This window comes from Chloroflexus aurantiacus J-10-fl (genome assembly GCF_000018865.1).
GTDB lineage: Bacteria > Chloroflexota > Chloroflexia > Chloroflexales > Chloroflexaceae > Chloroflexus > Chloroflexus aurantiacus.
Genome location: NC_010175.1, coordinates 4,340,454 through 4,361,489, shown reverse-complemented (window position 1 = coordinate 4,361,489; position 21,036 = coordinate 4,340,454). Strand labels below are relative to the sequence as shown.

Sequence of the window (21,036 nt, the reverse complement as noted above, 5' to 3'; positions counted from 1 at the left end):
CAGAAGTCATACAGATCAACTGCCAGGGGCGGGAAGGTATATCAGGTTATGAGCGATCAGCAAATACCGGTCAATTCATCAGTTGATAAAGAAGACATCCCCAGCGATGAGCGTGGCACATTTTCACTCGGTCAACGATTGCGCCAGCCCCGCACGCTGATCTCGTTTGGGCTTGCAATAGCGATCATTGTCTTTGTAGTGCGTGGTCTCGATATCGATCTGGCAACGACATGGCAATATATGCGGTCAGCCGATCCGTGGTTGCTCGTTGCTGGACTCATTGTCTTTTATTTAACCTTCCCGCTCCGTGCTTTCCGCTGGCGCATGCTCCTGATCAATGCCGGAGTGCCGGTACAGGCAGGGCAGAACTCGTGGGCATCATTTCCGGCGCTGATTGAATATATCTACCTCTCGTGGTTTGCCAACTGCATCGTGCCGGCCAAACTCGGTGATGCGTATCGCGGGTATTTGCTCAAGCATAATGGGAATGTCTCGTTCTCGGCAACGTTTGGTACGATTTTTGCCGAACGTCTCCTCGACATGATCGGTCTGTTCGGCTTACTGGTGCTCTCAGGGTATCTTACATTTGGTGCCCAGATGCCAGAAGGCACTCAAATTGTCTTTGGTTTCGGCGGCTTGCTGGTCGTCATCATCATCAGCGGATTAATCGGTATGCGCTGGCTTGGCCCGCAAATCCGCTGGTTCATTCCCAACCGTCTGCATCGCGTCTACGGCAATTTTGAACAATCAGCGTTGAGATCGTTTACGCCGGTGATTTTGCCACGGTTATTTCTCCTTACCGGTTCGATCTGGTTGCTCGAAGGGTTTCGGCTGTGGTTCGTGATCCAGTCACTTAGCCATACGGGTCTCAACTTAACGCTGGCTGCCATTATCTTCGTAGCCCTGGCATCATCGTTACTGACCGCATTGCCGGTGACACCAGCAGGTCTTGGGGTTGTTGAAGGAACCATCACCGTTGTCCTGACCTTTTTCGGGATTGCGAGCAGCCTGGGGAGCGCAGTGACATTGCTTGACCGACTGATCAATTTCTGGAGCATCGTTGTGTTTGGCTTCATTCTCTACCTGTTCAGTCGGCGAAAATAACTATGCGCATCGGTGTTGATTACACAGCAGGAATCTGGCAGGGTGCCGGTATTGGCCGTTACACGCGCGAGCTGATACGGGCTGCTGCGCAGGCCGGCCCTGACCTCGATTTTCAACTCTTCTACGCTGCCGGTGGCCTGGACGCACAAAGTCCTTTTGCCCGCTATGCCCACAACCTGGCCGCCACCTATCGCAATATCACCCTACGACCACTGCCAATCAGCCCTCGTCTGCTCACGATCCTCTGGCAGCGGCTGCGCTTGCCGCTACGGATTGAGTGGTTTGTTGGCCCATTGGATATTGTGCATGCTCCCGATTTCGTTCTACCCCCAACGAAAGCGCGCACATTGCTCACAATCCACGACCTGACCTTTTTGGTTGAGCCGGCCTGTGCCGAACCGAACCTCCGTCGCTATTTGAGTACGGCTGTACCACGTTCATTACAACGCGCCAACCTGATCATCGTTGACTCAAAGGCAACTGCCGGTGATCTCGGTCGCCTCTACGGCATCCCCAGGCAGCGGGTTCGGCTGCTCTACCCGGCGGTTGATGAGCGGTTTCGACCGCTGACCGGCGATGCAGTCGTGAGAGTGCGTGAACGACTTCACCTGCCTGCGCGATTTTTGCTCTTCGTTGGCACCCTTGAACCGCGCAAGAATCTGGTTCGACTGCTGCAAGCCTTTGCGTTACTGCAGAACGAGTACCCTGATCTACACCTGCTGCTGGCCGGACGAAAAGGTTGGTTATACGATGACATCTTCGCGGCGGTTGAACAGTATCACCTGAGTGAACGGGTTCATTTTCTGGATTTTGTTGCCGACGAAGATTTGCCGGCATTGTATAATCTAGCTGAAGCCTTCGTCTACCCGTCGTTATACGAAGGGTTTGGCTTTCCGGTACTCGAAGCACTCGCCTGTGGTACACCGGTAGTAACCACAAAGGTATCCAGCCTGCCGGAAGTAGCCGGAACAGCCGCGATATTCGTTGATCCGCTAGAGCCAGAGGATATTGCTGACGGCATTCGTACCGCACTGAGCAATCCGGCTTCGCTGCGGATAGCCGGCCCACAGCAGGCAGCCGCATTTCGCTGGGAACGGGCCGGTCAGGAGCTTGTCGCTATGTATCGTGAGCTTGTAGCTACAACTACGGCTCGCTGAGGGTTGTGAAGATGATGCCACCGAATGATCTAACTGCCGAAGCACTGAGTCGAGGGGCATTACCGGGTCGCGGATATGCAATTGCCCGTCGTATTTCACAGATACTGCATCCGGTACCGCTTGGCATCGTCAGCATCTTCATCGTCGGCGTGCTCGGTAGTGAAAACCGCACACAGGGATTGTGGTGGGCACTGTTCTGTGCGCTTATCCATGTTGTCCCACCCACGATCTTCTTTAACATTCGCCTCCACCAGGGCGCATACAGTGATGACGACATCTCTATCCGAAGTCAGCGCAATGAGCTTTACCTGTTTGGGATGCTGAATGTCACCATTGGCACACTGCTACTCTGGCTGCTCAATGCGCCATTGCCACTACTCGCCATGCTGGTGTCGGTGGCGGTCATGAACCTGATCTCATTTTTCATCAACCTGTTCTGGAAAATCAGCATTCATTCCGCCAGTATTGGCTCATGCGCAACCCTGGCCAGCATCTATCTACCCGCGCTGGGTGGCATCTGCTGGATCGCCGCCGTCGTGTTGGGGTGGGCACGTCTGCGCACCCGTAATCACACCCTGATGCAGGTCATTGCCGGGATAAGCCTGGCGGTATTGTGTGTGCTGGGAGTGTATCGGTTGTTTGGGTTGATCTAGGAATTTTGACCAGTTCCCAGTAATAGAAGCCTTATCTCTCTTCCATTTACGAGCATCAAGATGCTTCTGAAATTACTACACTACCTTCGATGTCCGCAGTGTCGATCACAGTTGTCCCTATCGGAGGCAACAGTCGGTGACTGGGTTGAACAAGGTCAGTTGCTCTGTACTCAGTGCCGGCGTACGTATGCGATAACGAAGGGTATCGCATACCTGTATGTCGAAAATGAGGAATGGAAGCAGCTTGCAGCAGAAGCAGCCGGCTGGGTGCAGATGGCAAAAGATGCCGGTTGCTACGATCAGACAGGGATTGATATCGATTTTCGCTTGCCGTATGTACCAATTCCGCCCTGGATTGACATCGCACGTGCGTTCGACATCGTGCTCAATATTGTACGACCTCGCCCTGGTGCCATGGTTGTTGACATTGGTGCGGGCAGGGGCTGGGCAGCGAAACAATTTGCGATACGTGGTTGTCACGCAGTAGCGGTTGAGATCAATGATGATGATCAAATTGGACTGGGACGATCACTTGCACTTATGCAACACGCAAATGTGCAATACGATCTTCTGATTGCCAGCAGCCAGAGACTACCGCTTGCCGATGAGAGTTTTGATATTGTCTTCGCTTCCGCCGCTCTCCATCACTCAAGCTGTTTGGCAACCCTACTGAGCGAAGCAGCGCGTGTTTTGCGCAGGGGTGGTAAGCTGATTGCCATTCACGAACCCTGTATCGCCGATCACGTCACACCCGAGCAAGATGCACCAAATATTGCTCAGGAAACCGCTTACAACATTCACGAATCGCGACCTAAACTTGACGACTACCGTCATGCACTGCGGCATGCAGGATTGCAAGAACTGGCCTTATTCAATCACGAACTCTACGGTACCTCTATCGAAGACATGCAGCAATGGGCAGCAAATCACTGGTTATCATTACTTACGGCTGATCAGATTGCCATGTTGCGGCGCAAACGCACGCCTACCTTATGGCGAACCATACGGATCCTCAGGAGTCGTTTACAGCAATTGCCTGACACCACCCTCGTGCCACCACAGGATTGGATGGATCAATACTATCGACACGTCGGTGGTAGTTTGACGATCATTGCGCAAAAGCCCTAAAACGCACACTCTTCCAAAGAGTTATTACCTGCAAAGGAATGTCTTATGGCGCGCCGCGAAGGAATCAACCCTGATGCTGTCTATTCGCGCGAAGAGGTTGCCCGTCTGCTCGGTGTGAGCCTGAGCACAGTCAAGCGCCTGATCAGCAGCGGACAACTGGCCGCCAGCCGCCCTGCCGGACTACGCCGGGTTTTCATCCGCGGAGCCAGTATTCTGCAGATGCTTGAGACGACTCAAATCAACGAAGCACACCACGATTAGGGACGGCTGCCAGGAGTGGTTGTATCATCATCGTCTGGTGTTACCGGTAATGCCCGTATAATCACCCGCTGCTTGAACTTGTCCGGCCCACTTGGCGGCCAACACGTTACCATCGTCACCACTTCATACCCGGTGGGAGCAATGTAGCGTGCATTTGCCAGCCGCTGCTCGGCGGGTACTCCCTCTTCATCAACGATAATACGCTCGTGAACGATGTAGCGGTAAGGCTGGCCACGACTGTACACAATCACTTCATCACCGGGTTGGAGATAAAAGAGGTCTTTGAAAACCCGACCATAGCCGCCAACGTGACCCGCCAGTACAATGTTGTCGCCATCACCGGGATTGGCCGAGCCGCGATGTTGACCCACAGCGAATTCGGCAACCTGCCAGACCGAAATCAACTGACCATTTTCCTCAATCGTCTCCCAGCCCACCTCGATAACTTTCGAGTCAACGTTAATCTTCGGAATAACCAGCCGTTCAACCGTCGCCACCCAATCGGTTTGCACCGGTGCAGGTGGCTCAGAAATCAGCAAGCCACTGTCCACACCGGCAAAGGCACCGGTTGAACGTGGCACTATCGCCTGAACACCATTCGTAACAGTCGTCGAATTAATCATGCCACCGACGGCAGTTGGTGCAGGGACAGCAACGGTATCATCAGCCAGGAGCGGCAACGGGCGTGCATCAGCCGGACGAAAGCCACTGGTGGTCAACTGTGGCGCAGGTAGCGGCGAGTCACCGCGCGCCGCCCATCGATAATATTCTATTTGTAGTGTGGTGAATAAAACATAGATTAGCAAGCCGGCACCAACCAGCATCAAGACCGTGCCAAGCAGCCAGAGCTTCCGGCGTGGTGGCGGAATACGACGCCAGCTTACAAAGTTACCAATCCGTTGGCTTAGAAACGGGAGGCGATGAAACATGATGGCTAACCCTCATATCACAACTCTTGTGTTCAGTATATCACGTCCCTATGTGTTCTGATTGATATACGTATGATCGCTGAGGCGGGATGTGGGTTGTGAGGATGGATTTGGGGGATTAGGAGGTAGGAGATAGAAAATAGGAGATAGAAGATAGAAGATAGAAGATAGGAGATAGAAGGTAGAAGGTAGAAGGTAGAAGAGAGGAGAGAGGAGAGAGGAGAGAGGAGAGAGGAGAGAGGAGAGAGGAAGAAAGATCATTTTATGTAAAATTTAGCCTGGCTTGACTGGATAATACAATCTGCCGGTGGCAGGCAGGCGAGCATAGCCGACAGGATGGTGTGGATGAGCACGGCGGTTGTAGCAGTTTGGCTGCTGCACGCTAAACCATGCAACACGTTTATACGGAGCGTACACAATATCCCATTTAGCACGTCATTGTATGCGGCTGACGCCGGTAGGGGCACGGCATGCCGTGCCCCTACTGCCATGCCGGCGACAACTCCCCCAGACGGCGTTTTCCAACGCCCGTATCCAGATGCGTGCCGTGACCCTATTGCATCCCGACGACAACTCACCGACTTGCCGTTGGCACACCTGAACGACGAATATTGTTGAGCAAAGTTGGTATCAGAAGAACGGCGTGAAGGTTGAAGAGTGAGATATTAAGGATTGTATAGTGTTCCGTTTGAATTCGCCAACAATAGAAATCCAGGGCATATAGTCGTGCCCTGGATTCCGGCGTTTCAGCGAAACTGTATTTTTAGTTAACGACCAGCTTACCCTGCATCAGTGGGTAGTGACCGGGCACCGTACAAATGTAGAGGTACGTACCGGCGGCTGGGGCAGTGAAGGTGACCTCTACCGTCTCGTTACCGTTAGCCAGCGGCGACTCGGCAATGATGTTGCTCTTGTCAGCCGGCAAATAGTTGGCCGCCGGGCCGGCGCTCAGACCGGCGTTAGCAATGTTGGCAGCCTCGGCCTCACCACCCTTGACCAGAATCCAGTTGTGCTGCTGAACAGCCGAGTTATTCTTGAAGCGAATGGTTACAGTTTGACCGGCAGAAACTGTCAACTCTGTTTTGTCAAAGGCAAGCTCTTCACCCTTTGAGCCGATTTCAATCGTTACCGGCCCGCTACCGGAACCACCACCGGTAGAGCCACCGCTACTCCCGCCACCACCGCAGGCAGCCAGCACCATTGCCATCGCCGTTAATACGGCCAGGACCATCATGCGCAATGTAATCTTCATCGGTTGCTTCCTTCCTTGTGGCATCTATCACAAGTATACACGTCAACATTTATACCACTATCTTAACCATTGTCAAGCTGATCAGCACCGCTCTTTCAGAGTTTGTAAGCATTGAAGTTATTCCTGATCTTTCTCTTTGTTACGGCGTGCACGTTCGTTACGCCGCTGATGTTCCCCTCCGGTAGAGCGCGGCTGTTGCGATGATCGTGCAGATGGTGGTTTACTTTTTGGCCCACTACGAGACGGCGTCGAACGAGAGCGTTCTTCGCTGCGTGCCCGTGGTTCCCGCTCAAACTCCCGCCCCCGCTCGCCGGCATCACGCCGCGCCTGTGGTTCCCGCTCAAACTCCCGCCCCCGCTCGCCGGCATCACGCCGCGCCCGTGGTTCTCGCTCAAACTCCCGCCCCCGCTCGCCGCTATCGCGCCGTGCCCGTGGTTCTCGCTCAAACTCCCGCCCCCGCTCGCCGCTATCGCGCCGCGCCCGTGGTTCTCGCTCAAACTCCCGCCCCCGCTCGCCGCTATCGCGCCGTGCCCGTGGTTCTCGCTCAAACTCTCGCCCCCGCTCGCCGCTATCGCGCCGTGCCCGTGGTTCTCGCTCAAACTCCCGCCCCCGCTCGCCGCTATCGCGCCGTGCCCGTGGTTCTCGCTCAAACTCCCGCCCCCGCTCGCCGCTATCGCGCCGTGCCCGTGGTTCTCGCTCAAACTCCCGTCCCCGCTCGCCGCTATCGCGCCGTGCCCGTGGTTCTCGCTCAAACTCTCGCCCCCGCTCGCCGCTATCGCGCCGTGCCCGTGGTTCTCGCTCAAACTCCCATCCCCGCTCGCCGCTATCGCGCCGCGCCCGCGGCTCCCGCTCGAACTCCCGCCCTCGGTCATCACGATCCCCACGTGATCGAATATCAGGCGTGCGATAGGATGGTCGCTCGTCATCACGATTACGTACCGATGATGGAGCCACTCCTGGCGATCGCTCTACCGGGGGGCGACGTTTCGCAATGTGAGTACGTAATGCAGCCACCTCTTCATCAGTCAGATGCCGCCAGGCCCGTGGTGGCAAATCACCGAGCACCAGATCACCTTCACGCACGCGGATCAATCGACGCACCTCATATCCAAGCAGCTTCGCAACCGCTCGAATCTGGCGCTTCCGCCCCTCACGGAGGACGATCCGTACCCATACGCCTTCTGGAGCAGTGCCAATCAGCTCAACCCAGGCTGGTGCAGTCATTTCGCCATCGAGCAAAACCCCGTTACGCCAGCTACGCAGCGCTTCCGGAGTCAGTGCTCGATCAAGCAGCACCCGGTACTCTTTTTCAACTTCAAAGCTGGGATGTGTCAGTGCGTAGGCCAGCTCGCCGTCATCGGTGAGGAGAATTAGACCTTCGCTATCCATATCAAGGCGCCCAACCGGAAACACCCGTGCCGGTACATTCACCAGATCGAGCACTGTTGGACGACCATGCGTATCTTCTGCGGTTGAAACGACGCCTGCCGGTTTATGCAGCATAATATAGGTACGTTTGGTCGGCATCTGTAACGGTTGACCATCCACCAACACTTCATCGTGATCGAGGTCAACACGTGTTCCCGGTACAACAACGACCCGACCATTCACCATCACGCGCCCGGCAGCAATCAGGGCTTCGCAGTCACGTCGGGATGCGATACCAGCGCTGGCCAATACTTTTTGTAGACGTTCAGGGCTCACAGACAGCCTTTCTGTATCTTAAACAACACCCATCTACCTGAAGACTTATGTCTTCGCCTTGTGTAAGAAATACTGTTTATCATCGTTTGACAGTATACCATACCGATTTTTACAGCCTGATTTAGGGTACAATAAAGACAGGCGATAATTATTTATCTCCCCGAACAATGGAACAGCAGACATCGAGCCAACTATTTCGCGCTTATGTACCCGCTACACTTCGTGACCAGCTTAGCGCCGGTCTGCTACGCGCAGGTCAGATACAGACCTACCAGGGCACGATTCTCTACACCGATCTGAGTGGATTCACCCGCCTGACAGCAACATTCTCCACTCTGCCTGATGGCGCTGAGCGTCTGCATGGTATCTTAACCAGCTATTTTGAGGTCATGATTGCCACTATCGTTGCTAACGGCGGTGATGTTATCCACATAGCCGGTGATGCGTTAACAGCCTGGTGGCCGGGCATGACCGATCCTGCAATGGCGATTCACTGTGGTCATGCCCTGCATAATGCAATTGCTGCCCTCAATCCAATCGTGACCCCGAACGGACCCTTTACCCTTGAAATTCGAGTTGGTGTAAGCGTTGGGATCGTCCACCTGTTACTGGTTGGGATTCCCAATCAAGGCATCCACCCGGTGCTGATCGGTGCACCAATTGACGCAGCCAGTCTCGCGGAACAACAAGCCAAACCAGGGGAGGTACAGCTCTTATTACCGGCGTTCCGGCCAACCCGGTTCTGTGATTACCAGCCGCCACCTGAAACACCCATCCTGACGTGGGAACATTTCCTGCCCCCCAGCTTTGCCCGTCGTCTCCGTTTAAACACCCTGGTAGCCGAATATCGCCGGTGCGTACCGGTATTTGCGGCTTTTGATCTGCCTGAAGACCCAACAGCGTTACAACCCCTGGTAATGCAGGCACAAGCAATTGCCATGCGGTGGGGGGGTTGGCTCAACGAAATTGAAGTCGGTAATAAAGGCGCAGTGATGGTCTTTCTGTTTGGGGCACCAGTTGCTCACGGAGACGACACCAGCCGGGCTGTGGGATGTGCAGTAGAGTTGCGCGACCGAGGCATCATTCGCAAGGCAGGTATCACCGTCGGCTCAGTCTTCGTGGGAGAGGTGGGAAGCCGTTTGCGACGGGTGTATACCGCACAGGGTGAAGACATGAACCTGGCCGCGCTCTTAATGGAACAGGCGCAACCCGGTGACATTGTCATTTCTGGGCGTGTACGACAAGACACCCTTGGTCGGTATCGCACATCGCCGCCACAACAGCGGAATGTAAAGGGCTATAGTCGCAGTATCCCGGCGGCAGTTGTGTTGGCAAAACATGCCTTCACCGACGAACGTCCATTTTCGTCACTCCAGGCCTCGCTACCCGCCTACACCGAGCTGATTGGGCGCACCCAAGAGCGCCAGATGATCGATCACATCCTGGATGTCGCCCGGCAAGAGGGTCAGGTATTATTGATCGAGGGTGAAGCCGGCATCGGTAAATCAAGCCTGATACACCATCTGAGTGCCAGATGGATTGAGTACGGCTACCAGGGTTTCCGAGGCGAATGTCGAAGTGGCATGCAAGAACAGCCCCTGCATCTGTGGCGTAACATTCTTAGCGAACTATGTGATATTGATGACAGTGCACCGATGCAGGTACGTCAGGCACGTTTACACCACATCGCAACCACGTTCTCTTCGGCCCGGCCACAACATATTGCAGCACTAGCCCATCTGTTTAAGATTGATGGCTTTGACTACACAACAAAATCAACCGACATAAGCCCACTGATAGTGGAGTTGCTGATTAGTCGTTTAAAGCACGAACCGCTCTTAATCGTACTCGAAGACATCCATTGGGCTGATACCGCCTCGTTGATACTGACTCAGGATGTTATTGATGCCCTGTTACCTCAACTTCCCCTGCTGGTCGTTATCTCTTATCGACCAGCGCCCGAACATCTGGCATCGTTCACGAGCCATATACGACAATACCCCTTCACCACACACCACGTTTTGGATCGATTGCCTGTTTACGAACGGGCAATGCTTATCCAGCAACTCATTGGGGTAAAAGATGTTGATCATCGCCTGCTCCACTATCTTGAACGATACGCTGCCGGTCAGCCGTTGTTTATCAAAGAATACGTGCGCCTCCTGCTGCAAAAAGAACTGATCGCTATTGAGAATGATACCGCCCGACTCTTGAGGCCATTACCACCGATGCAACTCTCTAGTTCGGCATTGGGCATTGTGCAGGCGCACATAGATCGTATGGAGGAGCGCACCCGTCTTACCTTCAAAGCCGCAGCCGTGATTGGGCGCAGCTTTCCCTTGCGCTTGTTACTCCATATTCACCCGGCCCACATTACCGAGAGTGAACTGCGCGAAGATATTGAAGCGTTGCTGCGCGATCAATTGATCGAGATGGAAATGGCTGAACCAGAGCCAGTATACCGGTTTATCTATGGTATTGCTCACGAAGCGGCATACACAAGTCTCCTCTTTGCGCAACGAAGGCATCTCCATCAGGCGATTAGCAACTGGTACCAGTCCACATATCAACAGGAATTAGCCGGACAGGATGCACCACTGGCAGTGTACGACGTTGTCATCGACCACAGCATACGCGCCGAGTTGTGGCCTGTGGCTGTCGAGCATTGCTGGCAGGCAGCGTTGATCTGTGCCCGGCGTTCGCTGTTCCACAGCGCACTTCGTTACATTGAACAAGGGGCAGGCCTGGCCGGTCCTATCGGTCGGCGAATCGACCTGATCGGGTTACGCATGCTGCTTAATGATCGCATCGGCAATCATCTTTACCAGGAAGAAGATTTTCGCCTGATCCAACAATTGTTCAACGAGCAGGCACAGCCGGCGATGCAGGCACTGGCCGCAGTACTGTACCTCCATCACGTCCTTGTCAGTGGGCAGTTCCACCTGATTGATGAACAGATGACATATGCGCAGGCTACGGTACGCCAGGGACACCACCACGCCGGCTTTAGTCGCCTGTTACAGGCCTGCATCTGGCTGATCAATGCGCAACACCTGGCACTCAAGGGGCAATCGAACCAGGCTCTGGAGATACTCCGTCGGGTCAATCGATTATGTGCACTGGTACCCCGGCAGGTATCAACACCACAACCGCTAAACGATCTGATACTCCCCGACATTATCATTGCCCAAAGTTATGAACTGGAGGGCTGGATTCAATTTGAGCTTGGTGCATTCCAGCGCGCAACGAGTAGATTCCAACAAGCCATCAAACTGGCACGCGCTGCTAATGACTGGATTGTTGAGAACCGTGCCCTGATTGGATTATGTCATGTAACGCTGTTCAGTAGCCAGTATGAGATGGTAGAAGAGCAATTACCGCACGCCCTCTACGTTGCCCGTGCGATTGGCGACCGTTATGGTCAGGTGCTGGGATTACGCACCCAGGCTCTGCTGCACGCAAAACGCAACGACATGCGTACAGCACGTCGGCTTATCTGGCAAGCCATTGCCATCGCCAATAGTTCACAAATCGGTATTCTTGAGATCGTGTTGTTAAATGAGCTTGAAAAAATGGCCATTGCAATGGAGCAAGACCCCGAGACAGATAGTGCGGATTAAGCGGCAGTGCGTATGACCCGTCTTTTACGGAAAAAAAGCCTGCCACCAGCGTTGCCAGTTCGGAAGCGGTTGGGGTGTCGGTTCTGGTGTCGGCGGAATGGTGGGTGTGGGGGGAAGAGACAAGGTTGGCACGCGCTCCGGTACCACAATAATATCGCCATCACGTGCCAACCCTAAATCACGCGCCCAGGCTTCAGTTGCTGCATCGGATCGCTCGTATTCGAGCTGCGCCGCTAAAGCTTGCGTTGTCGCCTGCAATGCCTCGATCTCAACCTGCGCTGTAGCCAGCTCCTGCTCGAGATGACGCGCAATCAGAAGCTGGTTCACCAGGTTAACCGAAATACTGCCGATCATGACCAGCAATATCGCCATGATCGTCAGCGACGTGAGAGTACGTCCACCACCGGGGAAAGTCGTCGTCAGCCAACGACGGAAGCGTCCACGCACCATCGCCCAGTTCCGGCGCAATGTGGTAAAGGTGAACGATTGCTTTGGCGATGAGCGATAACGGCGCATAAGGGTATACGCTTGCACGACAGAGCACAAAACCTGCTGTGCAAGCTAGCAGTACTTATAATCAAAGCGATCACGACTCGGTAGTCGAGCGCGGTGGTTCAAGCAGCAGCGGTTCGTCAATGTTGGTGGTCATCGAGCTTTGGCCACGGAAGAGACCACCCGGTTCGATATGCAGCGCAGCCGTGGTAATATCACCCCATACTTTACCCGTGGGTGAGATTTCCAACTGCTCAAGAGCAGTAATCTGCCCCTTCACTGCACCTGACACGTGAACATTACGCGCTTTTATGGTCGCAATCACCCGCCCCGTCTCACCGATGATCAGATTACCAACCACCTCAATATCGCCTTCCACAGCGCCATCGATGCGAACATTTCCCTCGGCATTCAAGGTGCCGACGAAACGTGTGTTGGCACCGATCACCGTCTCTGGCCGTCCATTCACAACTGTCGGCGGCTGGGCGGGTTTGCGGTTTGTACCAAACATGCGTGCGATCCTCCTCCACATAACCGGCCACCTGTCTGTATCACTATATGCGGGCGAGGCCGGAAGACACCCCGATAAACCGGGAAATCGTTGCCGTCATTATAAACGATACCGGCAGTGAGAGCAACGTACAGCAGTTATCTATAAAATCATCTATACCATTGTGCAAGAGGCACGTGTAGACGTTACAGTTTGCCTGCGACAGCAGGTGTTGACACATACGACCCGCCGGCCCCACAACCAACGGTCGTAAAGCATATCCGAAAACCACTCGTCACAGATACATCTGAACGATGCTTTCACGCATCCTGTGCGTGGTTTTTCTATGGCGCGAGCCGCTCACGGTGCCAGCCATGTTCGGTGCGCGTATACAGGAGCCGGTCGTGCAAACGCGATGGCCGCCCCTGCCAGAATTCAATCCGGTCGGGGATGACCCGATACCCGCCCCAAAAGGGCGGTCGTGGCGGTTCCTGATCGGCAAAGCGAGCAGCGAATTCGGCTACGCGCTGCTCCAATTCAGAACGATGGGCTATCGGTTGGCTCTGGGGTGATGCCCAGGCTCCGATCCGGCTATCGCGTGGCCGGCTGGCATAGTAGGCATCTGCCTCCTCATCGGCCACCCTTTCGACAGAGCCTTAAATCCGCACCTGCCGTTCCAGTTCCGGCCAGTAGAATACCAGAGCTGCCATCGGATGAGCAGCCAGTGCCTGTCCCTTCCGGCTTTCATAGTTGGTAAAAAAGACAAAACCGCGCTCATCAATTCCTTTCAGCAAGACCATACGCACCGAAGGCCGACCATCAGGATCAATGGTCGCCAACGCCATGGCATTCGGTTCGATTAATCCCGCGTCAGCAGCTTCACGTAGCCAGCGCGTAAACTGCACCATCGGATCGGGATCGGCCTCTGCTTCAGACAAACCGCGCTGGGTATATTCTTTCCGCAGTTCAGCAAGATTCATAGCAGACACTCCATTTGCACAGGAACAACGACTGACGTACAATAGCGCAGATGATGAACAATAGCGCAGCCATTTATGTTGCTCATCCAGATCATGCTGTAGTAGCGGAAACCCTGCTCATCCTTCTGATCGAACAGGGTTTTAGTGCCACGCAGCGCGCACCGCACGATGTGAGCGGTATTATTATGATACCTGATAAACCCACGCGCCACTTCTTCATTGCGCCATCAGCGCAGGGTTGGGTGGCAATTTGGGAAGACCCGCGCTACTTTGCCGACCGCACGCTTGCGCAGGCACTGGCCAGACATCTGCAAACACGGAGTGTCTGGATTGAGGTGGGGGGAAATGGGGTAAGCTGGGCGCGTGGCCTGTACGAAGGGGCAACCGTCTGTGAAGAGCGCTTCGAGGCGGTTGAAACGACCTTCTACGGGGAACGAGGCGTCGTTTACCTGACTTTCGATCCTGATACGATGCCTGACGAATGGATTGCGCAACTCGGCTTACCTGATCCCGATCTCCATTATGAAGCCATTCTTGCCGGCGCCCAACCGTCAGCCGGGCCACCGTTGTACCTCGTCGTGCAGCGTAGCAGTAGCGACGTGTCGTCTGCTGCTGCGGGTGGCTAATGCCATGTACTGCTATGCCATACAACATTTTGATGATTGCCTCGACGAGCTTCTTCTCCGACTACGGCAACCACGTCCGCATTCTGGAAGAGATTCGTGCGCTCCAACGTCGTGGTCACCGCATCGTTCTGGTTACCTACCACAACGGTGATGATATTCCGGGTATTACGATCTATCGGTCGTGGGATGTGCCATGGATCAAGCGGGCCGTTGTTGGTTCATCGCGGCACAAACTCTATCTCGACATCGGTTTGGGATGGCGTGCCTTGCGGACTGCACTCCGTATGCGCCCGGATATTATTCACGCTCATACCCACGAAGCGGCGGCCATTGGGTTGCCACTCCAGCGTTTGCTCCGCCGACCACTCATTCTCGATTATCAGGGCAGTATGACAAGTGAGATGCTCGATCATGGCTTTATCCGGCGGAGTAACCCTCTGTTCATCCCGCTGACTCGTTTGGAGCGCATGCTGAATCGCGCCGCTGATGCCGTGATGACCTCAACCCACAATGCTGCGAATCTCTTGCGTCGTGACGGCTCTGTCCCTGAAGATCGTCTCTTCACCATTGCCGATGGCGTAGATACCGAGCGGTTTCGCCCGTTTGACGGCTCGCCGGAATGGACAACCCAGCGCGCCGAATTACGTGCGCAGCTTGGTATCCCCCCCGACCGGCGTATCGTCGTCTATATCGGTCTGCTCGCGCCCTATCAGGGCACCAATCTGCTCCTCGACGTCGCCCGTCAGATGTGTCAGGTCTACCCAGACCTTCATTTCCTGATTATGGGTCATCCTGATCCGCAGAGCTACCGTAACCTGGCCGCCAGTCTGGGGATCGCAGATCACGTCACGTTACCGGGCCGCATTATCTACCGCGATCTACACAGTTATCTGGCGCTGGGTGAGGTAGCAGTTGCGCCAAAGATGAGTCTGACCGAAGGAAATGGCAAAATCGGCAATTACATGGCAATGGGCTTGCCGGTAGTTGCCTTCGATACGCCGGTCAATCGCGAAATACTGGGGCCATACGGTTTTTACGCCCGCCTGGGTAATGCCGCCGATTTTGCTGCCCAGTTGGAGCTGGCGCTCACCAATCGGGAGCTGGCAGCCGCACGGGCAGCCGGTGCCCGTGCGCGTGCAGTGGCTGAACTGTCGTGGGAACGGGCGGCTATCGCCATTGAAGCTATTTACGCTGCGGTCATTGCCCGGCGCCAGGAAGCCGCAGCAGATGATGAAGAAGAGGCGTAGAAGAACCTGTCCTGCATATCGTCAGACCAACGACCCAATACGTCTTCCTATGCATAGCGAGTGCGGAAGGATAACCAGGTTGCCATCTTATTGTCACCACAGAGACACGGAGGACATAGAGGAGGGGTATACTCTATGTTGCTACTGTGAGGCGTGACGTAGCACGTCTATGGAGACTGGCTGCCATCCACATTATTCATGTGGTTACGCCACACGGTGTTAAAGGCAACGTCGTGCTGTTATCAGCCTCAATGGCCTGCTGACAGCATAGGTAGCAACTCGAGTGCGGAAGCTAGCCTTCCGCACTCGAGTTGCTTTGTATGCGCAGGATATGCGCCGTCTGATCGTCGCCGACCGGCACCGTCACAAAATCTGGCTCAAGAACAGCTTCGTGCGCTCATTGCGTGGATTCGTGAAGAACTGATCAGGAGTACCCTCTTCAACAATCTGCCCCTGATCCATAAAGACAATCCGGTCAGCCACTTCACGCGCAAAGCCCATTTCGTGCGTCACACACAGCATGGTCATACCACTACGGGCCAGCGTCTTCATTACATCGAGCACCTCTTTCACCATCTCAGGATCGAGGGCTGAGGTCGGCTCATCAAAGAGCATGATCCGTGGCTCCATTGCCAGCGCCCGGGCAATCGCAACCCGCTGCTGCTGACCACCAGAGAGCTGACCGGGATATTTGTACGCCTGCTCCTTGATCCCAACCCGCTCGAGCAATTCGAGAGCCTTCGCTTCGCTCTCTTTGCGCGTCTTTTTCCGCACCCAAATCGGGGCCAGCGTGATGTTCTGCATCACCGTCAGATGCGGAAAGAGGTTAAATTGCTGGAACACCATCCCTACTTCACGCCGGATGGCATCGATGTTGCGAATATCGCTGGTCATTTCAATGCCATCGACGATAATCCGGCCTTCCTGATGCTCCTCAAGCCGGTTAATCGTCCGAATGAAGGTGCTCTTGCCACTCCCTGACGGCCCGCAGATAACGACCACTTCGCCACGTTTCACGCGCAGGCTGACATCTTTGAGGGCATGAAAATCACCGTACCATTTATTAACGTTTTCGCAGATGATGATATACTCACTGCTCCCATTGCCACTCATACGATATTCCTTTCACACCGGGTTTATATCCAAAAGGTATGTCAAAGCTCATCAGAACGGCAGCTAACCGATTCTCACGAGGCACATCATCAATGCCGGCTGCGAGCGATCTGGTCTTCAATGCGCTTACTGATGCGTGACATGGTGAAGCTGAAGACCCAATAGATAGCAGCGATCACCAGGAATGTCTCGCGCCAGACCCCACCCGGCGTACCGAGCCACTGCGGTTGACCGACGATATTTTGCGCTGCGCCGAGGAGATCGACCAGACCGATGATCACGACCAGTGAGGTGTCTTTGAACAGGGCGATGAACTGACCGACCAGCACCGGCACCACCGCGCGCAGCGCCTGCGGCAACGTAATGAGCAATGTGGTCTGAAATACATTTAGACCAAGGGCCCGCGCTGCTTCGATCTGCCCTTTGGGAATCGACTGCAAGCCACCACGCACATTTTCGGCCAGGTAGGCTGCGCTAAACAGGGTCACCGCGACAATTGCCCGTACCAGCGCATCAATACTCTCGCCACCGGGGATGAAGAGCGGCAGCAAGAGGGCACCCATAAAGAGCACTGTCACCAGTGGCACACCACGGATCAGCTCAATATAGAGCACGCAAAACACGCGAATAACCGGCAATGAACTCCGGCGCCCCAATGCCAGCAACACCCCTAGCGGAAACGAGAGCACGATACCACTGATCGCCAGCAACAACGTCAAAAGCAAACCGCCCCACAGCTTTGTCTCAACGATTGGCAGGCCAAGACCACCGCGCAAAATCAGGATAACCGCCGGGTATGAGAGTAGCCAGGCGATAATAAGTGGCCAACGGAGACGTTTGCCTAGCCGACGTGCCAGTTGATCACTACCCACCAGTAACCCGGCACAGAGAAACATAAAGAGCCAACCGGGCAGTGAGGTCTGATCCGGCAAATCGGGGAAGGTAAAGGCGGCAAAACCGATCCCAACACTGATTGCGGCTGCCCCAAAGGCAACCATTCGCACGGTTCCACCCCACACACCGGCACTCAATCCCAGCAGCAGCAAGACCAGCGCCATAGCTGCCTGCGGTCGCCAGAGCTGATCGACCGGATACGTCCAGGTAAGTAAGAGCTTAATGTTCGTGAACGCAGCCGGCCAGCCAGGAGCCGTCACCATCCAGGAAACAAAACTGGTTACGGCCTGGACAACAATGTACAGGAGGACGATAGTAATAATCGCGTTGTACCAGGTTGAAAAGAGATTTTTGCGCAACCACTCGATCAGACCAATCTGCTGACGCGGTGCACGGCGCGAAGTTGGACGACTAACTTCAGTAGCCACAGGCGTCTCCTTATCGCTCGACAAGCTGGATGCGACGGTTATACCAGTTCATAAACAGCGACGTCAGCAAACTGACCGAAAGATAACTGGCCATGAGCATCAAGATCACCGGTACAGCCTGGCCGGTCTGATTGTTAATCGTATTGGCGACGTAGAAGAGATCGGGATAAGCAATTGCAATTGCCAGACTGCTGTTCTTGGTCAGGTTGAGATACTGACTGGTCAGTGGCGGAATAATCACTCGCAGCGCCTGGGGCAGGATCACCAGCCGCATTGTCTGCCCGGGGGTCAGACCGAGGGCACGCGCTGCTTCACGCTGGCCTTTGCTGACCGCCAGAATACCGCTGCGCACAATCTCGCCGATGAAGACTGCGGTGTAAATCACTAAGCCAATCAACAAGGCTGCGAAGCTATTGGTAACCGTTATGCCACCGTCGAAATTAAAGCGCTGCAACACTGGTATGGAAAGGCTAACCGGCCAGACACCCGTCGTCAGATAGGTGACCAGAAAGCCGAGCAGCGCGACACCCAGTGCGATGAGCAATGCATACGGCAAGGCAACGCCGGGTCGGTCACGACGCACAAATTGAATCCGGCGTACCACGTAGAAGACGATCCCAATCACAATACCGGCATAGACCCACACCATCCAGGCATCGAAATCATTACCCGCCTGCGGCCAGGCCAGAGTAATGCCGCGATTATGCAAAAACATCAATCCGCCGACATCAATACTCTCCTGAATACGGGGAAAAAGGCGGGTAAGCGAAAACCAAAAGATTAACTGCAAAAGCAAAGGAACATTACGCACAATTTCAACATAGACTAATGCCACATTACGCAACAACCAGTTATCAGAGAGGCGAGCAATACCGAGAATTAGTCCCAGTAGCGTAGCAAGAATAATACCGATTACAGCCACACGGACGGTATTCAAAATACCAACAATAAACGCTCGCCCATACGTCATGGAGGGATCGTACTCTATAACACTTTCAGAAATAGGAAAGCCGGCCGGCACAGACAGAAAAGAGAACGTAGGCAACAGATTAGCCTGGCGCAGGCCATTAATCATATTTGAATACAAAAACCAAACCAGTGCGATCACCAAAATAGCAAACACCACTTGAACAATGATCGCAATAATCCGCGTATCACGATAAAAAGGAATATTTATTTTGCCGGGAGGAACCGATGGCGAACCAACAGCCATAACTTTCTCCTGAAGGGTAAGACCTTGAGGCACCAATCCACATAAACGCAGATTGCATTTGGAACAGTGCTTCGACCAGATAGCCTTGCAACACTGCGAGTAGAACGTTGTGACAGGATGGCAGGCAATCAACCAGACACCTGAAGCATCCTTCAGGTGGCAACGGCGGAGGATGTTTCTCCTCCGCCGTTGAGGTGATGCTTAGCGGAAGGGCGGAGAGTAGAGCAGACCACCCTCGGTGTACAACGCATTCAGGCCACGGGGCAGATTGAATGGCGTGTCGGGGCCGAGATTACGGTTGTAAATCTCAGCATAGTTCCCGACGTGGCGTACCACACGAGCGGCAAAATCGTTGGGCAGACCGATACCGGCACCCAGCTCACCTTCGATACCGAGGAAGCGGCGAATCTCCGGCACATCGCTGCCAAGGAATTGATCGAGATTCTGCGACGTAATGCCGTACTCTTCAGCCTGGAAGGTGGCGAAGACGATCCAGCGCACCGCATCGAACCACTGCGGATCACCCTGGCGCACTGCCGGGCCAAGCGGCTCCTTCGACATCGTCACGTCAAGAATCTTGTGATCGGCCGGATTCGTCAGCAGGGTCAGGCTGGAGATGAGACCCGACTTGTCAGTCGTAAAGCCGTCACACTGGCCGGCATCATACGCAGCGCGTGTCGCGTCGCCATCGGGGAAGACCACCGGCGTGAAGGTCAGACCACGGGCACGGAACTGGTCGGCCAGGTTCAACTCAGTGGTGCTACCGGTCTGCACACAGATGGTTGCGCCATCCATGTCTTCAAGCGTCTCGATACCACTGTCCTTGCGTACCATCATCCCCTGACCGTCGTAGAAGGTGGTCGGTGCCCAGTCCAGACCGAGCGTTCCATCACGGCCCAGGGTCCAGGTGCTATTGCGGATGAGAACATCAATCTCACCGCTCTGCAATGCAGTGAAGCGCTCCTGCGCACTCAATGGACGGAACTCAACCTTCGTCGGATCGTCGAAGAGGGCAGCAGCGACAGCACGGCAGAAATCGATGTCAAAGCCGCGGTAGACACCAGCCGAGTCGACCGATGCGAAACCGGGCAGTGGGTTATTGTTGACACCACAGATCAGCGTGCCACGGCTGAGAATTCGTTCAATCTGACCACCGGCAGCCGGCTGATTGGTGGTGCCACCTGCCGGAGCTGAAGTTGCAGCCGGTGCAGCAGTCGGGGCCGGCTGAGCCGGCGCTGCGGTCGGCTGTTCTGGTGCCGAGGTTGCCGGCTGAGCCGGCGCTGTTGTAGGTGCCTGTTGGGCCTGACCACCACAGGCGGCCAGCACCAGGCTGAGTAAACCTGCCAGAACCAGAGTAATGTGTTTGCGCATGTCCTCTCCTGTATCATCTGAATACGGTTACGCGAATACACCGGACCTTCCGGTGCTGCAAACCGTGCGGTCCCATTGAAATAAGGCGATCCACTGCCTGCGGCCCCATCGCACAGCATTGACTTCATGTCGCTCGGATTGCGAGAATGATACCATGTTCTCGTAGATCGCGCAAATGGCTGCGGTGAAAGATGGGCTGGAGCTACAGTTTTTTCCTTGATCTTTCAACAATTGAACGCTCATTGACTAACGGTAATAACTTTGAGGCTCATGTTCAAAAGTAGTGCAGCCTAGAGCCTGTTATGAATGTTGAACCATGAGCGAGACAAACCGATGGGCCACCACGATGGCAACGGCAACGACATGCAAGCCGG

At 54.7% G+C, this 21,036-nt stretch carries 17 protein-coding genes and 1 pseudogene; 8 read left to right on the top strand and 10 right to left on the bottom strand.

Annotation, left to right across the window (positions count from 1 at the left end):
• Positions 1–48: 48 nt before the first annotated feature.
• From CAUR_RS17095 to CAUR_RS17075, 5 genes are read left to right on the top strand one after another with little or no spacing between them, the layout of a single operon-like run.
• On the top strand, positions 49–1,104 hold the full coding sequence (locus CAUR_RS17095; RefSeq protein WP_012259095.1) for a lysylphosphatidylglycerol synthase transmembrane domain-containing protein: 1,056 nt from the start codon (positions 49–51) through the stop codon (positions 1,102–1,104).
• A 2-nt stretch (positions 1,105–1,106) separates the two neighbouring features.
• Positions 1,107–2,261: a glycosyltransferase family 4 protein gene (locus CAUR_RS17090; protein WP_012259094.1), complete on the top strand. Its 1,155-nt coding sequence runs from the start codon at positions 1,107–1,109 to the stop codon at positions 2,259–2,261.
• An 11-nt stretch (positions 2,262–2,272) separates the two neighbouring features.
• A complete protein-coding gene (locus CAUR_RS17085) occupies positions 2,273–2,914 on the top strand; it encodes a phosphatase PAP2 family protein (protein ID WP_012259093.1) in 642 nt (213 codons plus the stop codon).
• A 60-nt stretch (positions 2,915–2,974) separates the two neighbouring features.
• Positions 2,975–4,042: a methyltransferase domain-containing protein gene (locus tag CAUR_RS17080; protein WP_012259092.1), complete on the top strand. Its 1,068-nt coding sequence runs from the start codon at positions 2,975–2,977 to the stop codon at positions 4,040–4,042.
• 45 nt (positions 4,043–4,087) lie between these two features.
• A complete protein-coding gene (locus CAUR_RS17075; protein ID WP_012259091.1) occupies positions 4,088–4,303 on the top strand; it encodes a helix-turn-helix domain-containing protein in 216 nt (71 codons plus the stop codon).
• On the opposite strand, the gene CAUR_RS17070 is transcribed toward CAUR_RS17075, so the two are convergent.
• The 3 genes from CAUR_RS17070 to CAUR_RS17060 all read right to left on the bottom strand — a co-directional run bounded on the left by CAUR_RS17070 (position 4,300) and on the right by CAUR_RS17060 (position 8,188).
• A complete protein-coding gene (locus CAUR_RS17070) occupies positions 4,300–5,232 on the bottom strand; it encodes a sortase (protein WP_012259090.1) in 933 nt (310 codons plus the stop codon). The genes CAUR_RS17075 and CAUR_RS17070 overlap by 4 nt on opposite strands.
• A gap of 763 nt (positions 5,233–5,995) precedes the next feature.
• Entirely contained in the window at positions 5,996–6,484 is a 489-nt protein-coding gene (locus CAUR_RS17065) for a plastocyanin/azurin family copper-binding protein (protein ID WP_012259089.1), read from the bottom strand.
• Positions 6,485–6,601: 117 nt separating this feature from the next.
• Positions 6,602–8,188: a pseudouridine synthase gene (locus tag CAUR_RS17060; protein WP_012259088.1), complete on the bottom strand. Its 1,587-nt coding sequence runs from the start codon at positions 8,186–8,188 to the stop codon at positions 6,602–6,604.
• A 167-nt stretch (positions 8,189–8,355) separates the two neighbouring features.
• Here CAUR_RS17060 and CAUR_RS17055 point away from each other — a divergent pair, with 167 nt between their 5' ends.
• Complete coding sequence (locus CAUR_RS17055; protein WP_012259087.1) at positions 8,356–11,808, top strand: AAA family ATPase; 3,453 nt, start codon at positions 8,356–8,358, stop codon at positions 11,806–11,808.
• Between the two features lie 24 nt (positions 11,809–11,832).
• On the opposite strand, the gene CAUR_RS17050 is transcribed toward CAUR_RS17055, so the two are convergent.
• From CAUR_RS17050 to pdxH, 3 genes and pseudogenes are all read right to left on the bottom strand, one after another.
• A complete protein-coding gene (locus CAUR_RS17050; RefSeq protein ID WP_012259086.1) occupies positions 11,833–12,324 on the bottom strand; it encodes an FtsB family cell division protein in 492 nt (163 codons plus the stop codon).
• Between the two features lie 70 nt (positions 12,325–12,394).
• Complete coding sequence (locus CAUR_RS17045; protein ID WP_015909388.1) at positions 12,395–12,811, bottom strand: bactofilin family protein; 417 nt, start codon at positions 12,809–12,811, stop codon at positions 12,395–12,397.
• 323 nt (positions 12,812–13,134) lie between these two features.
• Positions 13,135–13,770 (bottom strand): annotated as a pseudogene (pdxH, locus tag CAUR_RS17040) (pyridoxamine 5'-phosphate oxidase).
• A 50-nt stretch (positions 13,771–13,820) separates the two neighbouring features.
• Here pdxH and CAUR_RS17035 point away from each other — a divergent pair.
• Positions 13,821–14,396 carry a hypothetical protein gene (locus CAUR_RS17035; protein WP_012259084.1) on the top strand — a complete coding sequence of 192 codons (576 nt, stop codon included), beginning with the start codon at positions 13,821–13,823 and terminating at the stop codon, positions 14,394–14,396.
• A 14-nt stretch (positions 14,397–14,410) separates the two neighbouring features.
• A complete protein-coding gene (locus CAUR_RS17030; protein ID WP_242604957.1) occupies positions 14,411–15,643 on the top strand; it encodes a glycosyltransferase family 4 protein in 1,233 nt (410 codons plus the stop codon).
• Positions 15,644–16,006: 363 nt separating this feature from the next.
• On the opposite strand, the gene CAUR_RS17025 is transcribed toward CAUR_RS17030, so the two are convergent.
• The 4 genes from CAUR_RS17025 to CAUR_RS17010 form a co-directional block, all read right to left on the bottom strand.
• Positions 16,007–16,756, bottom strand: coding sequence for an amino acid ABC transporter ATP-binding protein (locus CAUR_RS17025; RefSeq protein ID WP_012259082.1), 750 nt, complete (start codon positions 16,754–16,756; stop codon positions 16,007–16,009).
• Between the two features lie 89 nt (positions 16,757–16,845).
• Positions 16,846–18,078 carry an amino acid ABC transporter permease gene (locus CAUR_RS17020; RefSeq protein WP_012259081.1) on the bottom strand — a complete coding sequence of 411 codons (1,233 nt, stop codon included), beginning with the start codon at positions 18,076–18,078 and terminating at the stop codon, positions 16,846–16,848.
• Positions 18,079–18,088: 10 nt separating this feature from the next.
• Positions 18,089–19,291, bottom strand: a complete 1,203-nt coding sequence (locus CAUR_RS17015; RefSeq protein WP_012259080.1) for an amino acid ABC transporter permease — start codon at positions 19,289–19,291, stop codon at positions 18,089–18,091.
• Positions 19,292–19,492: 201 nt separating this feature from the next.
• Positions 19,493–20,662: an amino acid ABC transporter substrate-binding protein gene (locus CAUR_RS17010; RefSeq protein WP_012259079.1), complete on the bottom strand. Its 1,170-nt coding sequence runs from the start codon at positions 20,660–20,662 to the stop codon at positions 19,493–19,495.
• Positions 20,663–21,036: the final 374 nt, after the last annotated feature.